Below are 19,034 nucleotides of genomic sequence, written 5' to 3' on the forward strand. Positions count from 1 at the left end.
GGCCGGGGGCAGGGCGGGGCGGCCGGTGAGCGCGGTGTAGCGCTCCAGGATCCGCTTGGGGGTGGGGCCGTGGACGACGAAGTACTCCAGCGACTGGTCCTCGACGCTGAACTGCACCTGGCCGACGGACTCGGAGCCGATCTCGTAGCTGACCTTGCCGGGGTGGTTGACGAAGACGCCGTAGCCCCGGTTGGTCAGGTGGAACGGGACGTTCTTGTACGCCTGTTCACTGCTGGTGCCGCCGTCCGCCTGCCAGATGTCCACCACCTGGCCGTTGCGGACGAACGGGGTGAAGCGCTCCCCCAGGCCGTAGACCAACTCGCCGACGCCCAGGGAGAGCTGTCCGAGCATGTGGTGGCGGCCGTCGGCGTCGGTGACGAAGCCGGTGCCGCGCTCGCCCACGGTCGTCAGCACTCGACCGCCTGCGCTGAACTCCAGCTGCCACGGCTTGGCGGTGTCCACCCGCAGGGTCAGTTCGCCGGCGCAGAGCTCCACCACGTCGCCGTCCCGGCGCACCTTCCCGCCGCCATGCTCGGCGCCGGGCAGCGCGAACTCGGGTCCGCGCCGCACCGAACCGGCGTGGTGGGTGGTGCGCACCCCGATCACGCCCTCCGCCGGGGACCAGCACTCGACGGTCAGCAGTGGGCTGTTGAGCGTGTCACCACGTCCGCGCACGTGCTTGACGGGCGCGTAAAGGGTCAGCCGGTCCTCGCCGGCCCGGACGTCGGCGACCTCGGTGGCGTAGCGCGCGGTGACGCCCGGGCGCATCAGCCAGTAGCCGTCGGTGAACTTCATCGGGCAGGTTCCTCCGTCCGCGCGCGGTGCGCGGTGATCAGGCCCCGGTACCAGTGGTAGCTGTCCTTGGGGGTTCGGGTCAGGGTGTCGTAGTCGACGCGGACCAGGCCGAAGCGCTGCTCGTAGCCCCGGGCCCACTCGAAGTTGTCCAGCAGGGACCAGACGTAGTAGCCGCGCACGTCGACCCCGGCCGCGATGGCGTCGGCGACGGCGGCGAGGTGGCCGGCCAGGTAGTCGATCCGTTCCGCGTCGTGGACCCGGCCGTCGGGGGTGAGGCTGTCGGCCTCGGCGGAGCCGTTCTCGGTGATCCAGACCGGCGGGAGCCGCGGGTAGCGGGAGTCGAGGTCGCGGAGCAGCTCGGTGAACGCGGACGGGACGACGGGCCAGCCCATGGTGGTGAGCCGGGTGCCGTACGGGTTGGGCTCGGCGACGCCGATGTCCATGGCGGTGCGCAGTTCGGGGTCGGCCTCGCGGTGCGGGGCGGCCTCGACGGTGATCGGCCGGTAGAAGTTGATGCCGACGAAGTCCAGTGGCGCGCCGATCAGTTGCAGGTCTCCCGGCCGACGCCAGGGGCCGTCGGCCCGGCCCTCCCAGGTCTCGGCCTCGTGCTCGGGGTAGCGGCCGGCGAACAGTGGCTCGGTCCAGACCTCGTTGTGCAGCACCTCGGCCCGGCGCAGGGCGGCGAGGTCCTCGGGCCGGTCGGAGGCGGCGTGCAGGCGGTCGAGGTTGAGCGTGATGCCGACCTCGCGGGCACCGGCGGCGCGCAGCTCCCGGACGGCCAGGCCGTGGCCGACCAGCAGGTGGTGGGCGGCCGCCAGTGCCCCGCGGCCCTCCCGGACGCCGGGGGCGTGCCGACCCTCGGCGTAGCCGACGAAGGCGGAGCAGAACGGCTCGTTGAGGGTGATCCAGCGCTCGACCCGGTCCCCGTAGCGGTCGGCGGCGACGTTCGCGTACTCGGCGAAGGCCTCGGCCGTCTGCCGCACCCGCCAGCCGCCCCGGTCCTCCAGGACCTGCGGCAGGTCCCAGTGGTACAGGGTGGCGGCGGGCGCGATGCCGGCGGCCAGCAGTTCGTCGATCAGCCGGTCGTAGAAGTCCAGGCCCTTCGGGTTGACCGGGCCGGTGCCCTGCGGCAGCAGGCGCGGCCAGGAGATCGAGAAGCGGTAGCCGTCGACGCCGAGCTCGCGGAGCAGGGCGACGTCCTCGGAGTAGCGGTGGTAGTGGTCGCAGGCGGTGTCGCCGGTGGCGCCACCGAGGGTGCGGCCCGGGGTGTGGCTGTAGGTGTCCCAGATGGACGGGCCTCGGCCGTCCTCGTCGTGGGCGCCCTCGATCTGGTAGGCGGCGGTGGCGGCGCCGAAGCGGAAGCCGGGGGGCAGTTCCGGGAATGTTAACGTGCTCATGCGCCCACCTCGCTGCGCTCGGCAGGGGCGTTCGCCCACGCGCACCTCTTGATGATTCGCTCACTTCGTTCGCTCATGTGACGGTTTACCTCGCGGGTCTCGGGGATCGGGCGCTGGGCGCGACCGGTAGGAGGCCGAACGCGGCACGGCGGTCACGCCTCCGGCGTCAGCCCGCGCTCGTGCAGCCAGGCCAGCTGGGCGGGCGGGTTGGAGCCGCAGCCGCCGCCGTGGTCGGCGAACGGCCACACCGTCATGGTGCGGTCCTCGCCCGCGTAGTGGTTGAAGGCGGCGTAGACCGTCCGGGGCGGGCAGATCGGGTCCATCAGGCCGACGCTGAACAGGGCGGGTGCGGTGGCCCGTTGGGCGAAGTGGACGCCGTCGAAGTAGTCGAGGGTGTCGAAGGTCGGCCGCGCGCGCAGCGGGCTGTGCCAGCGCAGGTACTTGACGATCTCCTGGTACGGCCCGTCGCCGGCGGTCTGCGCGCCCTCGCGGTAGTGGCACAGGAACGGGACGTCCGGCATCACCACGGCCACGCGGTCCCCGGCGAGGCCGGCGACGGCGAGGGCCAGGCCGCCGCCCTGGCTGCCGCCGGCCAGCACGATCCGGTCGCCGTCGACGCCCGGCAGGTGGGCGACGGCGTCCACGGCACGGACGCAGTCGGCGATCAGCCTCCGGTAGTAGTAGTTCTCGGGGGAGTCGATGCCCCGGGTCATGAAGCCCTCGACCCACTGGGTGCCGTCGCCCATCCCCCGGTCCGGGGTGTCACGGCCCTGGCCGCGGCTGTCGACGACGAGTTGGGCGTAGCCGGCCGCGGACCAGAACAGGTGCTCGGTGGGCAGCCCGCGGCCGCCGCAGTAGCCGATGTAGGTGACGACGACCGGCAGCGGTCCCTCCACGCCGCGCGGGCGCAGCAGCCAGGCGGCCACCGGCTCGCCGTTCCAGCCGGGGAAGCGTATGTCGTCGACCTCGACGGTGCGCAGGGCGAACTGGGAGGTGACGCGTTCGGCCTTGACCGCCCCGCCGTGCGAGCGGGCTTCGGCGAGGGTCCGCTGCCAGAACTCGTCGAAGTCCTGCGGGGCAGTCAACTCAGGCTGATAGCTGGCTAGTTCGTCGACACCGAAGTCGGTGAGCGGCATGGGGGCTTCCTCCGGGTGGAGCGAGGACGAGGTGGCGTGATGGGGCGTGAGCCGCGACATGGGGACCGCCTCCGGGCGGCGGGGTGGCACGGGCGGGACGGGGGCGGCAGCAGGGCGCCTCGCGTCCTCGGGCGCCGAGCGGGAACAGGAAGGGGGGCGGCCCGCCCCCCCCATGAACGGGCCGCCGGTCTGTGGGGCGAGGGGCCTCAGCCGGCCGCGCCGAAGCGGAAGGCTGAGAGCCGGAAGTCGCCGTGCAGGGTCAGGCTCAGGTCGTGCACGCCGTGGAGCGGGGCGGCGAGCTCGGCGGTGGTGCTCGTCCAGGCGTAGCGGTCGCCGGTGACGGGCACGTCGATCTCGGCCAGCACCCGGCCGCCTGCCCGGACTTCGAGCCGCGCCCCGCCCGTGCCGACGCCCTCGCGGGCGGTCTCGACCTCGATCGCGGAGGTGCCGGAGAGGTCGACCTCGCGGAAGAGCAGCGTCGCGGGGTGGGCGGGATCGGTGGGTGTGACGGCGTCGCCGTCGGAGCGGGTGGCGTCGACGATGGTGGCGTCCTCGTAGTCGTCGAAGTCGACGGCCTGGAGCGGGCGTTCGACGCCCGCCCGGGGTCCGGCGGCCGTCCCGATCACGGTGATCGGCACGGTGAGCACCGGGTGGTCGGCGCAACGGGCGACGATCACCTCGTAGCCGCCGGGGTCGACGGTGAACGCTCCGGTGGCGACGTCCCAGTGGGCGAGCTGTTCGGCCGACAGCCGGAACGTCAGCTCTCGGCTCTCCCCCGGCTCCAGCCGGACCTTGCGGAAGTCGGCCAGGCGCAGCCGGGGCGCCTCGTAGCGGGCCTCCAGGGCGCGGACGTAGGCCTGGACCACCTCGCTGCCGGGCCTCGGTCCGATGTTCTCCAGGGTCACGGTCACCTCGACCGAGCCGTCCTGGCCGATCGACGGCTGCGACAGGCGCAGGTCGCGGTAGGCGAAGTCGGTGTAGGACAGCCCGTGGCCGAAGGAGTAGAGGGGGGCGGAGCGGTGGTACTGGTAGGTCCAGCCGACCTTGATGATGTCGTAGTCGAGCGGGGCGGGCAGCGGGTCGTCGCCCCGGTACCAGGTCTGCGGCAGGCGGCCGGCGGGCTCGGCGGCGCCGAGCAGCACGGCGGCCAGCGCGTGTCCTGTTTCCTGCCCGCCGTGGGAGGTCCACACCACGGCGGGCAGGTGCTCGTCGGCCCAGTCGAGAGCGTAGGGGTAGCTGCTCATCACGATCAGGGCGGTGTTCGGGCGGACGGCCGCGACGGCGCGCAGCAGTTCCTCCTGCCCCTCGGGCAGGTCGATGTCCGCGCGGTCCTCGGTCTCGCGGCCGTTGACCATCGGGTGGTTGCCGAGGACGACGATCGCGACGTCCGCCGTCTCGGCCGCCGCCCGCGCCTCGGCGATGCCGTCGCGCACCAGCTCGCGCTGCCAGTGCTCGGCGCCCTCCGCGGTCTCGGCGGTGACGCTCACCCGTCCGTCGGTCGGGTCGACGGCCGCGTAGCGCCCGGTGAACACGGAGCGCAGCAGCACGGTGTCGGGACCGGCCGGTTCGAGCCGGTAGGTCTCCTTGACGAACCAGCTCTTGATCAGTTCCTGGTCGGCGGCCAGGCCGTCGTCGTCCTGGAGGCTCAGGTAGTGGCCGGTGTCGGCGGCGCGCAGGGTGGAGGCGCCGCCGCCCCAGTCGGTCACGTCGAACGCGGACTTGCCGAGCAGCTCGCCGGTGGTGCGCGAGCGCAGGGTGATCCGGTCGGAGCCCGCCACCGGGACGACCTCGCCGCCGTGGGCGTCGAGGGCCGTGGCCAGTCCGGTGGCGATGCTCACCTGGTACGGCATGGTGCCGCTGTACCAGTCCTCGAAGAGGGTGTCGGCGAGCGGGCCGATGACGGCGATCCGGGGTGTGCGGGCCGGGTCGAGCGGCAGCAGAGCGTCGTTCTTGAGCAGCACCGTGGACTCGGTCGCGGCCTGCCGGGCCAGCGCGCGGTGCTCGGGGCAGTCGATCACCTCCGGACCGGTACCGGCGTACGGGTCCAGCTCGGGGTCGAACTCGCCGAGGCGGAAGCGCAGTTCCAGCTGCCGCCGGACGGCGCGGTCCACGTCGGCCTCGTCGATCAGGCCGCGTTCCAGCGCCTCGCGCAGCCGGCCGACCGGGGTCGCACTGTCCTCGCCGTGGTCGGTGAAGCTGTCGATACCGGCCTTGAGCGCGGCCGCGTGGGACTCGGCGTGGTCGTCGAAGTAGTGCTCCGGGTCGACCAGGTTGGAGGGGGCCTCGGCGTCGCTGACCACGAACAGCTCGTGGCCGGTCGGCTTCGCCCAGCGGCGCAGCTCCGCCTCGATCAGCGGACTGACGTGGCAGGGGCGGCCGTTGACCAGGTTGTAGGCGGCCATCGCACCGGTCGCGGCGCCGGCGGCGACGACGGGGCGGAAGGCGGCGAGGTCGTATTCCTGGAGGACGCGCGGGCGCAGTCCGGAGGAGGTGGTGCAGCGGTCGTCCTCGTTGTTGTAGGCGAGGAAGTGCTTGATCACCGGCGCGGTCCGCAGGTAGTCCGGGTGGTCGCCGGAGAGTCCCCGGCAGAACGCTTCGCCGACCCGCGCGGTGTGCACCGGGTCCTCGGAGTAGGCCTCCTCGTTGCGCCCCCAGCGCGGGTCGCGCAGCAGGTTGAGCACGGGCGCCCAGGCCTGAAGGGAGTTGGCCCCGCGCTCGGGGGTGCTGATCGCCGGCGGGCGGTGGTAGTGGAAGGCCCGCAGCTCGGTCGAGACCGCCTCGGCGACACTGCGCACCAGGTCCTCGTCCCAGCTGGCGCCGAGGCCGACGGCCTGCGGGAAGACCGTCGCCACGCCGAGCCAGGAGACGCCGTGCAGGCCCTCGCTGCCGGTGCGGAAGGGGGCGACACCGAGGCGCGGCACGGCCGGCGCGTACTGGTGCAGCATCGCGACCCGCTCGTCGAGCGTGAGCCGGTGGAGCAGGTCGTCGACACGCTTGCGCAGCGGAAGCGTGGGGTTGCGGAAATCGGGCAGGCCGGCTGCGGACACGGGCACGGAACTCACGTGGAATACCCCTCGGGCGGGCTGGGCTCGGTGGTCGTTCATCGAAGCGCTTCGACGCTGGCACGCTCCGACAGGACTGTCAACTCCCCAGGACACAAACGATTTTGCATTTGTTCAGCCTCTTGCTCAACCGGTAACGCGTCGTTAGTCTCGCCGAAACATCCAAGCGCTTCGACGCTTCGACGCTTCGACGCATCGACGGAGAGGGGCCACGCCACCATGAGATCCGGGTTGAACCGCAGAAGCTTCCTGACCACAGCTGCCACGGTCGCGGGGGCCGCCGCGATGGCACCCCTGCTGTCCGCCTGCGGCGGTGGAGCGGACAAGAAGGCCAGCACCAACACCAAGGAAGGCCTCAAGGCCGCCCTGCCGGCCTACGTGCCGAACGCCGGCACGGTCAAGCCGGACATAGCCTCCATCCAGGGCGGCCCCGACGCCGCCACCGACCCCGCCTACCTCTCCTACCCCGCCTCCCCGCCCGCCAGCACCTCCGGCGTTCCCGGCAAGGGCGGCAGCTATACGGCCGTCACGCCGCTGTGGGGCACCAACCCCCCGGTCGGCAACTCCTTCTACGAGGCGATGAACAAGGCCCTCGGCTGCGAGCTGACCGTCAAGCCGGCGGACGGCAACAACTACAACACCATCGTCCCGACGATGACTGCCGCCAAGAAGCTGCCGGACTGGATCTGCCTGCCGACCTGGTGGAACCCCAACTTCAACACCGGCGAGCTGGCCGGCACCCAGCTCGCGGACCTCACCCCGTACCTGTCCGGCGACAAGATCAAGAAGTACCCGAACCTCGCCGCGCTCCCCACCGGCGCCTGGCAGGTCGGGGCCTGGGGCGACAAGATCTACGGGATCCCTAACTTCTCCACCAACTTCGCCATCTCGGGGATGATCTACCACCGCCGGGACGTCCTCGAAGCCCGCGGCATCACCCCCGACCAGGTGAAGTCCGCCGACGACCTGATGAACCTCGGCAAGGAGCTGACCGACGCCAAGCGCGGCGTGTGGGCCTTCGACGACATCTGGACCTACATGTACACGGCCTTCGGCGCTCCCTGGAAGTGGAAGGTCGACAACGGCAAACTGGTCCACCTCTTCGAGACCCAGGAGTTCCTGGAGGCCCTCGACTGGCACAACCGGCTGGCGACCGCCGGCTACATGCACCCCGACGCGATGGCGGGCGACACCAAGGGCACCGAGCGCTTCTACAGCGGGAAAGTGCTCATCGAGGGCGGCGGGACGGGCGGCTGGAACCTCAGCGACCACCAGTCCGGCGTCTCCGCGGACCCGAACTACCGGCGCGGCGCCTTCAACTTCTTCGCCGCCGACGGCAAGGGCAAGCCCGTGGTCTACATGGGCAACGCCACGGGCATCGTCAGCTACCTCAACGCCAACCTCAAGCCCGCCCAGATCGAGGAACTGCTCTCCGTCGCCAACTACCTCGCCTCCCCCTACGGCACCGCCGAGTTCACCCTGATCAACTACGGCGTCGAGGGCGTCCACCACACCCGCGTCAACGGCGCACCGACCTTCACGGACGAGGGCAAGAAGGACGTCCAGCAGTCGACCTTCCCGTTCCTGGCCGCTCCCCCCTCCGTGATGAGCAACCCCGGCAGCGACATGGTCACCAAGGACTGCGCGGCCTGGCAGACCGCCAACATCAACGCCCTCACCAAGCCCATCTTCTGGGGCCTGAACTACAGCATGCCGCAGGCCATCGCCGTGGCCGAGGCCGCCCAGAGCGTCAACGACACCATCAAGGACTGCTACCGCGGCAAGAAGAAGGTCTCCGACGTGCAGGACGTCGTCGCGAGCTGGCGCAGCGGCCCCGGGGACCGGCTCAAGAAGTGGATGACCGAGAACGTCCTGAACAAGTACGGCACGGGCCAGTGAGCACCACCCAGCCGGAGCGCCCCGCCGGGCCGAAGCGACTCAACTGGCGGATCAGGCTGCGGCGCGACAAGTCCCTCCTGCTGATGACGGTTCCCGCCGTCGTCCTGCTCCTGGTGTTCAACTACGCGCCGCTGTTCGGCATCGTCACCGCCTTCCAGGAGTACGACCCGCTGGTCGGGGTCTGGCACAGCCAGTGGGTCGGCTTCGACCAGTTCCAGCAGCTGTTCGGCGACCCGGCGTTCTGGGCCTCGCTGAAGAACACGCTGTACCTCAGCTTCGTCCAGCTGATCCTCTTCTTCCCGATCCCCATCGCCCTGGCCCTGCTGCTCAACTCGGTGATCAGCGAGCGGATCCGCAACTTCTTCCAGTCCGTGGTCTACCTGCCGCACTTCTTCTCGTGGGTGCTGGCGGTCACGATCTTCCAGCAGATGCTCGGCGGCGCAGGCGTGCTCAACCAGTTCCTGCGCCAGCACGACATCGGCACCTGGGACATCATGACCAACCCGCACACCTTCGCCCTGCTGGTCACCTCCCAGGCGATCTGGAAGGAGGCGGGCTGGGGGATCATCGTCTTCCTCGCGGCGCTGAGCGCGATCAACGGCGAGCTGTACGAGGCCGCGGCCGCCGACGGCGCGGGCCGGCTGCGGCGGATGTGGCACATCACGCTGCCGGGCCTGCGCGGGGTGATCGTGCTGATGCTGGTCCTGCGGCTCGGCAACGCCCTGTCCGTCGGGTTCGAGCAGTTCCTGGTCCAGCGCGACGCCGTCGGCCACGACGCCGCGGACGTCCTGGACACCTTCTCCTTCTACTACGGCATCGCCACCGGCGGCTACAGCTACGGAGCGGCGGCCGGGCTCTTCAAGAGCGTGGTCTCGCTGCTGCTCATCTGGGGTGCCAACAAGCTGGCGCACGCCTTCGGCGAGGACGGGCTGTACCGCACATGACCAACGCACTCACCATGGGTTCGCGGGGCGAGAAGCGCTCCACCACGACAGCAGCCGCCCGGCGCCGGGCCCGCTCGGCCCGCCCGCCGTGGGACGAACCGCCGACCGCGGTCGGCCAGGCCGCCAAGGGCCTCACGCTCGGCGGGATGCTCGCCGTCATCCTGGTCCCGCTCTGGATCATCGTGCTGACCAGCTTCTCCACCCCCGGGGCCGTCAACCGGGCCGGCGGACTGGTGATCTGGCCGGACGGCCTGACCACCGAGACGTACCGCGAGATGCTCAGCGATCCGACGGTCGTCGCCGCACTGATGGTGAGCCTCGGCATCACCGTGGTGGGCACCGCGGTGTCCATGGCCGTCTCGATCCTGTGCGCCTACGGCCTCTCCCGACCCCGGACGCTCGGCCACCGCTTCGTCCTGATGCTGCTGATCATCACGATGTTCGTCGGCGGCGGCCTGATCCCGAGCTTCCTGGTGGTCACCGGGCTCGGCGGCTACGACCAGTGGTGGGCGCTGATCCTGCCGAGCGCGGTCTCCGTCTTCAACATCCTGGTGCTGCGCGCCTTCTACCAGGAGACCTCCTCCGAACTCATCGACGCGGCCCGGATGGACGGCGCCGGGGACTGGCGGATCCTGTGGTCCGTCGTCCTGCCCACCTCACGCGCCGTCACCGCCGTCACCGCGCTCTTCTACGCGGTGGGCTACTGGAACTCGTTCTTCAACGTCATGCTCTACATGCCGACGGACAGTCAGAGGTGGCCGCTGCAGTACGTGTTGCTCACCTATGTCAACCGGGGCATCGGTATCCCCGGTTCCGTCAACTCCGGCTTCGGGAGCACCCACGCGCAGACCGCACCGCTGTCCCTGCAGATGGCGGTCGTGGTCCTCACCCTGGTACCACTGGTGATCGTGTACCCGTTCGTGCAGAAGCACCTGCGTACCGGTGTCCTCACCGGAGCGATCAAGGGCTGAGCCGAACCCGGGCGCCCCAGACCGGGGGCGGCTCCACGCGTCCGGCCCCCGCGCCGCGCGGCCGGGCCGCTCCCCCCACCGGAACCGACACGAAGGAAGCAGCGCGATGGTGACACTCGCCGATGTGGCCAGGCACGCCGGCGTCTCGTCCAGCACGGTCAGCTACGCCCTCAGCGGCAAGCGTCCGATCTCCGACGAGACCAGGCTCCGCATCGAACGGGCCATCACGGACCTCGGCTACCACCCCAACGCGGGTGCCAGGGCCCTGGCCGGCAAGCGCTCGCACATCATCGCCCTGGTGGTACCGCTCCACCCCGAGGTGCACGTGCCCACCATGATGGAGATCGCCATCGCCGTCACCGTGGCGGCCCGCGAACACGGCTACGACGTCCTGCTGCTCACCAACGACGAAGGCCCCGAAGGCGTCCGCCGGGTCGCCGCCACCGGACTCGCCGACGGCGTCATCCTGATGGACGTCCGGCTGGACGACGACCGCATCCCGGTCCTGCGCGCCCAGGACATCCCCGCCGCACTCATCGGCCTGCCCGACGACCCCACCGGCCTCTCCTGCGTCGACCACGACTTCGCCACCGCCGGCGCCCTGTGCGCCGACCACCTGGCCGACCTCGGCCACCGCGACGTCGCCTTCATCGGCTACAGCAGCGGCGTCTACCAACGGCACGCCGGCTACGCCGAGCGCACCGTCAACGGCTTCCGCGCCCGCGCCGAGCGGCGGGAGCTGCGCATCCTCCACCGACCCTGCGAGGGCACGTACGAGAGCACCGCGGGCACCCTGGCCCGCATCCTCGCGGACCGCCCGGACACCACCGGCTTCGTCGTGCAGAACGAGGCCGCGATAGGCCCGCTGCTCAGCCTGCTGCGCGCCAGCGGGCGGACCGTGCCGGAGGACGCCTCCGTCATCGCCATCTGCCCCGATCCGCTGGCGGAGCAGCACTCGCCCAGGCTCACCTCCGTGACCAGCCCGAAGAAGGACCTCGGGCAGGTCGCCGTCGAGCAGGTCATGGCGAGGATCGCCGCGACCGCCGCGGGCGACGAGCCCGAGGACCAACTCCTCCTGATGCCACCGGAACTGGTGGTCCGCGAAAGCACCGCCCCGGCCCCGCACCGCAGTTGACACCACGACGACAGGACGGTTCCCCATGGACATCCGCCGGCTCACCGACCGCCTCGGCGGCCTCGCCTACGGCGGGGACTACAACCCCGAGCAATGGGACGCGGAGGTGTGGAAGCAGGACGACGAACTGATGCGCCGGGCGCGCGTCAACCTCGCCACCCTCGGCGTCTTCTCCTGGGCCCTGATGGAGCCCGAGGAGGGCCGCTACGACTTCGAGTGGCTCGACGCCCACCTCGACCGGCTGCACGCGGCCGGGGTCGCCGTCGACCTCGCCACCCCCACCGCCTCCCCGCCGCCCTGGTTCACCCTGGCCCACCCGGACGCCATGCCCGTGGGCCCCGACGGCGCCCGGCTGACCCACGGCAGCCGGGACACCTACTGCGTCGCCGCCCCCGCCTACCGCCGGGCCGCCCGCCGGATCGCCGACGCCCTCGCCGAACGCTACGGCGACCACCCGGCGCTCGCCCTGTGGCACGTGCACAACGAGTACGTCACCCTCTGCTGGTGCGACCACACCGCAGCCGCCTTCCGGGTCTGGCTGCGCGCCCGCCACGGCTCCCTCGACGCTCTCAACGAGGCCTGGGGCACGGCCTTCTGGAGCCAGCGCTACACCGCGTGGGAGCAGATCCTGCCGCCCCGCAAGAGCCAGTGGCACCGCAACCCGGGCCAGGCGCTGGACTTCAACCGCTTCTGGTCCGACGAGACCCTCGCCGCCTACCGCGAGCAGCGCGACGCCGTCCGCGCCCACAGCGACCGCCCGGTGACCACCAACCTCATGCTGCCCGGCTACCAGAACCTGGACCTGTGGGCCTTCGGCCGCGAAGTCGACCTGGTCTCCGTCAACCACTACCCCACCGCACCCGGCGTCGACGCCGCCGCCCAGGCCGCCTTCGACGCCGACCGGGCCCGCTCCTTCGCCGGCGGAGCCCCCTGGCTGCTGATGGAACAGGGCACCAACACCGTCTACGCCGGCGGCCGCGTCCTCGCCAAGGAGCCGGGGGAGATCCTGCGCCACTCGCTCGCCCACATCGCCCGCGGTTCGGAGGGCGCGCTCTTCTTCCAGTGGCGCCAGTCCCGGGCCGGCGCCGAACAGTGGCACTCGGCGATGGTCCCGCACGCCGGGCCGGACAGCCGCACCTTCCGCGAGGTCACGGCGGCCGGAGAGGCCTTCGCCCGGCTCGGCGAACTCGCCGGCTCCACCGTCCGGGCCGAGGTCGCCGTCCTGCACGACTCGGACGCCTGGTGGGCGATGAAGGTCGACGGGCTCCCCTCGTCCGAGCTCGACTACTTCGCCGCGCTGCAACGCGCTCACCGGGCGCTCTGGGACGCCGGCCGGACGGTCGACCTCGCCCACCCCGAGCACGACCTGAGCCGCTACCGGCTGGTCCTCGCCCCCGCGCTGTTCCTGCTCACCGACGCGGGCGCCGAGAATCTGCGCCGCTTCGTCGCCGACGGCGGCACCCTGCTCGTCCAGCACTTCAGCGGCATGGTCGACGAGCGCCTCCACTCCCGGCTCGGCGGCTACCCGGCCGCACCGCTGCGCGAGGCGCTGGGCATCCGGGTCGAGGAGTACCGCCCGCTGCGGCAGGACGAGCAGGTCGCGCTCTCCGACGGCTCGACGGCCACCGTCTGGAGCGAGTCCCTGCGCACCGAGGGCGCCGAGACGCTCGCCGCCTACACCCACGGCATGCTGGCCGGCAGCCCTGCGCTCACCCGCCACGCCTTCGGCTCCGGCCACGGCTGGTACCTCTCCACCCGCCTCGACGACGCCGGCTACGCCGCCCTGGTCGGCCGACTGCTCGCGGAAGCGGGCGCCGCTCCGGAGCTGCCGGGCCTGCCGTCCGGCGTCGAGGCCGTCACCCGCCACGCGCCGGACGGCCGCCGCTGGCACCTGCTGCTCAACCACCGCGACGAGGCCGTACCGCTGCCCCAGTCGGCCCACGACCTGCTCACGGACGCCGCCCTGAGCCAGGTGCCCGCCGGCGGCTGCGCCGCCCTGCGCGCGTTGTGAACGCTCACTAATTTGTGAACGCTCACTAAGTCTCCCCCGCCCCACCGAGGAAGGCCACCATGAGCGACCCGCACGAGACCATCCGCTGGGGGCACCACGCCCTGGAGCTGGAGATCGGCCTGGGCGAGCACGGCACCCCCCGCCTGACACGCATCGGCGCGCCCGGCAAAGGTGCCACCACCCCGCGCCCAGGAGCGCCGCTGCCGCTGGTGGAGGTGACGACCGCCGACCTCGGCCGCCACTGGTCGGGCCGGCACCTCGTCGACACCGCGCTCGGCTCGCGGCTGCGCCACCGCTCCCACCGCTCGACCCGGGACGGCGACTGGCACGTGCTCACCGTCGAGCTGCACGACCCGGACACCGGCCTGACCGCCGAGGCGGTCTACCGCTCGCCGGACGGCCTGCCGGTGCTGCGCAGCGAGGTGGTGCTGCGCAACGAAGGGGCGGCGACGCTGCACCTGGAATCGGTCGGCTCGCTCGTGACCGGCTGCCTCACCGGGAGCGACCCGGCGGCCCTGGAGACCGCCGACCTGCTGTGGGCGGAGAACGACTGGTTCGCCGAATGCCGGTGGCAGCGCAGGCCGTTGCGGGCATCCTCACCCGACCGCAGCGGCCGCTCCCCCTACCGCGCCGGCCGCAGCAGCCACGTCGTGGCCGGACAGGGCGTCTGGTCCAGCTGCGGCCACCTGCCGATGGGCGGCCTGACGGACCGGGAGTCCGGCCGTACCTGGCTGTGGCAGATCGAGCACAACGGCGGCGGCTGGCGCTGGGAGTGCGGGGTACGCGACGACTCCGCGTACGCGGCGCTGTACGGCCCCGAGGACGCCGACCACGGCTGGCGCCACCCGCTGGAGCCGGGCGCCGAGTTCCGCACCGTGCCCGTGGCGCTCGCGCTCGCGCCGGACGGCGGTCCGGACGGTGCATTCGCGCCACCGCCGAACCTTCGACGTCTGAACGCCGATCACCACCACCTGCCAGTCGTCTTCAACGACTACTTGACATCCTCCACCGACCGAAGCCGAAGGATTCCTACCCTCGCGGGTCGGGCTTTCTGCTTCACAGCCGTTTGCCGACCTGGGGCTACCAGCGAAGGGACGGTGTACCGCCCATCGGTCTTACATCAGCTCCACAGACCTGACTTCCCGCCAGCCCGGCGGTAGGCCAACCCAGAACTTGGTCATCGCCCCGGATCGGCGTAACCACCTTATCACGGCGAGTAAGCGGTCCGAGAGGCGGCGGCGAACCACCAAATCCCAATCTGTTCCGCAGGGAGTCTCATTCTTCTCCCGGCTGAGCCGAGCGTTTTAGGAGGCATCAGTTGTACTGCCTGACCAGCAGGTCCACCACCGCCGCGATATTGCCCCCGATCGACGCCACCACCCGGTCCGGGCAGTTCAGCGCCCACCTCGGTGAGGCCCCGACTGCCGGGCTGCTGGTCCACAACCGGGCCCAACTCGACTGGCTGGACGGCATCCTGGACCGGCATCCGGACCTGGTGATCGAGAACTGCGCCTCCGGCGGCATGCGGATGGACCACGCCCTGCTCTCCCGGCTCCAGCTGCAGTCCACCAGCGACCAGCAGGACCTACTGCTCTACCCGCCCATCGCGGCGGCGGCCCCCACCGCCGTCACACCCGAGCAGGGCGCCGTCTGGGCGTACCCGCAGTCCGGGGACACCCCCGACGAGGTCGCCCTGACCGTGGCCAACGCTCTCCTCGGCCGCATCCACCTCTCCGGCCGGATCACCGAACTCGGGCCGCACGAACGAAGCTTGGTTCACGAGGCGGTGGCCGTGTACAAGTCCATCCGCGCCGACCTGCCGCGGGCGCTGCCCGGCTGGCCGCTCGGACTCCCCTCGTGGGAGGAGCCGTGGACCGCCCTGGCACTGCACACCCCGACCACCACCTACGTCACCGCCTGGCGCCGCCACGGAGCGGATGCCGCCAGGGAGCTCGACCTGCCACACCTGCTCGGTGCCGATGTCCACACCGAGGTGCTCTACGGGCCACCACCACCTGGCATCCGGACACCGCCGAACTCACCCTGACCCTGCCGGCGGCACCGTCCGCCGTCCTGCTGCGCCTCACCATGAGGTCTGCCGAAGGGAGTTGACGATGCGACGGGTGACCGCCCGCTCCCCACCGCGCCGGTCCGCATCCGAACGGAACACGCTTCGCGTCCGGGCCCGACCCTACGCAGCCGCGCCGGGCCCGCCGTCCAGATCGCGGGAGTTCGATTCCCCACATCCGAACACCACGCACCCCCACCACCCTGGAGGGACGCATGAACTGGCCAGTCCGAGCCTGTCGTGAACGCATCATCGCTGCTGCGGCGGCCCTGTCGCTCGCGATCACCGGCGCGATCGCCGTCGCCGCACCGCCCGCCCAAGCCGCGAGCTCCGTGTCGGTGTCGGTCGACGCCGCCCTGCAGCTCGCCACCATCCCCGACACCGGCGTCGGCATCAACACCGCCGTCTTCGACGCCACCATGAACGACTCCGCCACCCCCGGCCTGCTCAGCACCGCCGGCATCGGCGCCGTCCGCTACCCCGGCGGCAGCCACTCCGACGTCTACCACTGGCAGACCGGCACCGCCTCCGGCGGTGCGTACGTCGCCCCGAACACCGGCTTCGACGCCTTCATGGGCACCGTGCGCGCCGCCGGAGCGCAGCCGATCATCACCGCCAACTACGGCTCCGGCACCCCCCAGGAGGCCGCCGACTGGGTCCGGTACGCCAACGTCACCAAGGGCTACGGCATCAAGTACTGGGAGGTCGGCAACGAGGTCTACGGCAACGGGGAGTACAGCAACGGCAACGGCTGGGAGTACGACACCCACAGCAGCAAGAGCGCCACGACCTACGCGACCAACCTGGTCCAGTACGTCGACGCGATGAAGGCGGTCGATCCGAACATCAAGATCGGCGCCGTGCTGACCACCCCCGGTGGCTGGCCGGACGGCGCCGTCGGCCCGGGCGACACCATGGACTGGAACCACACGGTCCTGTCGATCGCCGGCTCGAAGGTCGACTTTGTGATCGTTCACACCTACCCCGCCGGCACCAGCCCGGCCGACCTGCTCACCAAGCCGCAGGCCCTGATCCCGAACATCGCCGGCACCCTGCGCTCGCTGATCGACCAGTACGCCGGGTCCAACGCCCCCAATGTCGGCATCGCGGTGACCGAGGCGAACACCACCACCTACCGGGACACCTCCCCGAACGGGCTGTTCGCGCCGGACACGTACCTCACCTGGATGGAGAACGGCGCGTTCAACATCGACTGGTGGGCCCTCCACAACGGCGTCGACTGCACCAACCTGAGCACCGTCGAGGGGGCCACCGAGTACAACGACTACGGCATGGTCTCCAGCGGCGCCGGCTGCGAGCCGCCCCTCAACACCCCCTTCCCCGCCTACTACGGCACCCAGATGATCAGCAGGCTGGGAGGGCCCGGTGACGCCCTGGTCAAGGCCGCCAGCTCGTCCTCGCTGCTCTCCGCGCACGCCGTCCGCCGCACCAACGGGGACGTGGACGTCATGCTGATCAACAAGGACCCGAACAACGCGGCCACGGTGAACCTCTCCTACACCGGGTTCACCCCCTCCGCCGACACCCCGACCGTCCACTCCTACCTCAAGAACGGCAACTCGATCAGCGCGGCCCAGTCCGGCAGCCCGACCACCCAGACCGTACCGGCCTACGGCATCACGGTCGTGCAGATGCACCCGACCAGCGCGAGCTGCCGGGTCGTCTACAACAAGAACGAGTGGCCGGGCGGCGTGATCGGCACCGTCACCGTCGTCAACAACGGCCTCGGCCAGGTCAACGGCTGGGACCTCGGCTTCAACTTCGCCGGCGACACCAGCATCACCAGCAGCTGGAACGCCTCGGTGTCGCAGAGCGGTCCGAGCGTCAACGCCGGGAACGCCTCGTTCAACGCGGCCGTCCCGCAGGGCGGAAGCGTCCAGTGGGGCTTCAAGGCCACCTGGTCCAGCAGTGACGCCGATCCGTCCGCCTTCTGGTTCAACGGCGCGACCTGCGCGATCGGCTGACCCCGGAACCGGTGGTGCCCCGGGCTCCCCAGGGTCCGGGGCACCACCGCCAACGCGAACCGCCTCCTCACGAATCAGGAACCGACCACGTGTCAGACCAGATCCAGCCCGACGGCACCGTGTCCAACCCGGTGATTCCCGGCTTCCACCCCGACCCCAGCGTCTGCCGCGTGGGCGACGACTACTACCTGGTGTGCTCCAGCTTCGAGTACTTCCCCGGCATCCCCGTCTTCCACAGCCGCGACCTGGTGAACTGGACCCAGATCGGCAACGCCCTGGACCGGCCGAGCCAGCTGCGGCTACCGCGCGAGATGCCCTCCTCCGCCGGGATCTACGCGCCGACCCTGCGCCACCACGACGGCCGCTTCTGGCTGATCGTCACCAACGTCGGCGGCGGCGGCAACATGCTCTTCACCGCCACCGACCCGGCCGGCCCCTGGTCCGACCCGGTCCCGCTGCCCGAGGTCCCCGGCATCGACCCGGACCTCGCGTGGGACGAGGACGGCACCTGCTGGTGCACCGTCGCCGGGGTCTCCCAGGTGCGCATCGACCCGGCGACCGGCGAGACCTTCGGCGAGCCGCAGCGGCTGTGGTCCGGCACCCCCGGCACCCAGGCCCCCGAGGCGCCGCACCTCTACCGGATCGGCGACTACTGGTACCTGCTCATCGCCGAGGGCGGCACCGAGCGCGGCCACGGCGTGGCCGTCGCCCGCGGCCGCACGCCCGCCGGCCCGTTCGAGCCGTGCCCGGCCAACCCGATCCTGAGCCACCGCAGCACCCCCCGCCCGATCCAGAACACCGGCCACGCCGACCTCGTCCAGGCCCCCGACGGCTCCTGGTGGATGGTGCTGCTGGCCGTCCGGCCGCGCGGCGGCACCCCCGGCTGGCACGTGCTCGGCCGGGAGACCTTCCTCGCACCCGTCGAGTGGGTGGACGGCTGGCCGGTCGTCGGCGAGCTCACCACCGAACTGCCCACCCCGGCCTGGCCGCTGCACCCCGCTGCCGCCGTACCGGCCCGGGACGACTTCGACCAGGCCGAACTGCACCCCCAATGGATCTCGGTGCGCGAGCGCCCGGAGCAGCTCTGCACCACGAAGGAACGATCCGGCTGGCTGACCCTGCGCGCCGCCGGTGCCTCCCTGGACGAGAACGACGCGGTGTTCGTCGGCCGCCGCCAGCAGCACCTCGCCTGCCGGGCCCGCGCCCTGATCGACCCCGCCGACGGCCGCGGCGGCCTGGCCGTCCGGCTGGACGAGGAGCACCACTACGAGATCGAGGCGGCCGCCGGTCAGGTCACCGTGTTCGCCCGCATCGGCTCCGTGCGCACCGAGGTCGCCTCCGCGCCGGTGCCCGCCGGGGCGGTGGTGCTCGGCGTCGACATCGACCCGGCGCCCCCGCGCGAGGCGCGATCCGGTCCGGACAGCCTCTCCTTCGGCGTCGAGGACGGGGACGGCACCTTCACCGCGCTCGCCACCCTCGACGGCCGCTACCTGTCCACCGAGGTGGCCGGCGGCTTCACCGGCCGGGTCATCGGCATGTACGCCGCGGTCGGCACCGTCCACTTCGACCGGTTCGACTACGAGCCGCACGCGTCGTCGTGACCAGCCGTCAGCACCACCGCACCACCTCCA

The 19,034-nt window shown here is 71.5% G+C and carries 12 protein-coding genes and 1 pseudogene; 9 read left to right on the forward strand and 4 right to left on the reverse strand.

Annotated elements, in window-relative coordinates; all coding sequences use genetic code 11:
- From ACFVWU_RS23845 to ACFVWU_RS23860, 4 genes and pseudogenes are all read right to left on the reverse strand, one after another.
- Positions 1-795 (reverse strand): annotated as a pseudogene (locus tag ACFVWU_RS23845) (alpha-xylosidase); the annotation flags it as partial.
- The gene (locus ACFVWU_RS23850; RefSeq protein ID WP_387624398.1) at positions 792-2,192 is read right to left on the reverse strand and encodes a GH1 family beta-glucosidase; all 1,401 of its coding nucleotides are present in this window, start codon (positions 2,190-2,192) and stop codon (positions 792-794) included. The pseudogene ACFVWU_RS23845 and the gene ACFVWU_RS23850, both read right to left, overlap by 4 nt.
- 152 nt (positions 2,193-2,344) lie before the next feature.
- Positions 2,345-3,328 (reverse strand): acetylxylan esterase, encoded by a 984-nt coding sequence (locus ACFVWU_RS23855; protein ID WP_387624401.1) that lies wholly within the window; start codon positions 3,326-3,328, stop codon positions 2,345-2,347.
- Between the two features lie 206 nt (positions 3,329-3,534).
- Entirely contained in the window at positions 3,535-6,432 is a 2,898-nt protein-coding gene (locus tag ACFVWU_RS23860) for a glycoside hydrolase family 3 C-terminal domain-containing protein (RefSeq protein WP_387624404.1), read from the reverse strand.
- A 189-nt stretch (positions 6,433-6,621) separates the two neighbouring features.
- Here ACFVWU_RS23860 and ACFVWU_RS23865 point away from each other — a divergent pair, with 189 nt between their 5' ends.
- The 9 genes from ACFVWU_RS23865 (at position 6,622) to ACFVWU_RS23905 (ending at position 19,004) form a co-directional block, all read left to right on the forward strand.
- The gene (locus tag ACFVWU_RS23865; RefSeq protein ID WP_387624407.1) at positions 6,622-8,289 is read left to right on the forward strand and encodes a Tat pathway signal sequence domain protein; all 1,668 of its coding nucleotides are present in this window, start codon (positions 6,622-6,624) and stop codon (positions 8,287-8,289) included.
- Positions 8,286-9,233: an ABC transporter permease gene (locus tag ACFVWU_RS23870; protein ID WP_387624409.1), complete on the forward strand. Its 948-nt coding sequence runs from the start codon at positions 8,286-8,288 to the stop codon at positions 9,231-9,233. The genes ACFVWU_RS23865 and ACFVWU_RS23870 overlap by 4 nt, the downstream gene beginning before the upstream one ends.
- Positions 9,230-10,204, forward strand: a complete 975-nt coding sequence (locus ACFVWU_RS23875) for a carbohydrate ABC transporter permease (protein WP_387624412.1) — start codon at positions 9,230-9,232, stop codon at positions 10,202-10,204. The genes ACFVWU_RS23870 and ACFVWU_RS23875 overlap by 4 nt, the downstream gene beginning before the upstream one ends.
- A gap of 106 nt (positions 10,205-10,310) precedes the next feature.
- Entirely contained in the window at positions 10,311-11,339 is a 1,029-nt protein-coding gene (locus ACFVWU_RS23880; protein ID WP_387624415.1) for a LacI family DNA-binding transcriptional regulator, read from the forward strand.
- Positions 11,340-11,364: 25 nt separating this feature from the next.
- On the forward strand, positions 11,365-13,350 hold the full coding sequence (locus ACFVWU_RS23885; RefSeq protein ID WP_387624417.1) for a beta-galactosidase: 1,986 nt from the start codon (positions 11,365-11,367) through the stop codon (positions 13,348-13,350).
- Between the two features lie 59 nt (positions 13,351-13,409).
- Positions 13,410-14,510, forward strand: coding sequence for a hypothetical protein (locus ACFVWU_RS23890; protein ID WP_387624420.1), 1,101 nt, complete (start codon positions 13,410-13,412; stop codon positions 14,508-14,510).
- A gap of 158 nt (positions 14,511-14,668) precedes the next feature.
- A complete protein-coding gene (locus ACFVWU_RS23895; RefSeq protein WP_387624422.1) occupies positions 14,669-15,397 on the forward strand; it encodes a hypothetical protein in 729 nt (242 codons plus the stop codon).
- Between the two features lie 236 nt (positions 15,398-15,633).
- Entirely contained in the window at positions 15,634-17,403 is a 1,770-nt protein-coding gene (locus tag ACFVWU_RS23900; RefSeq protein WP_387624424.1) for a cellulose binding domain-containing protein, read from the forward strand.
- A gap of 89 nt (positions 17,404-17,492) precedes the next feature.
- Entirely contained in the window at positions 17,493-19,004 is a 1,512-nt protein-coding gene (locus tag ACFVWU_RS23905; RefSeq protein WP_387624427.1) for a glycoside hydrolase family 43 protein, read from the forward strand.
- Positions 19,005-19,034: the final 30 nt, after the last annotated feature.

The sequence above is a fragment of the Kitasatospora sp. NPDC058190 genome, assembly GCF_042883685.1.
GTDB lineage: Bacteria > Actinomycetota > Actinomycetes > Streptomycetales > Streptomycetaceae > Kitasatospora.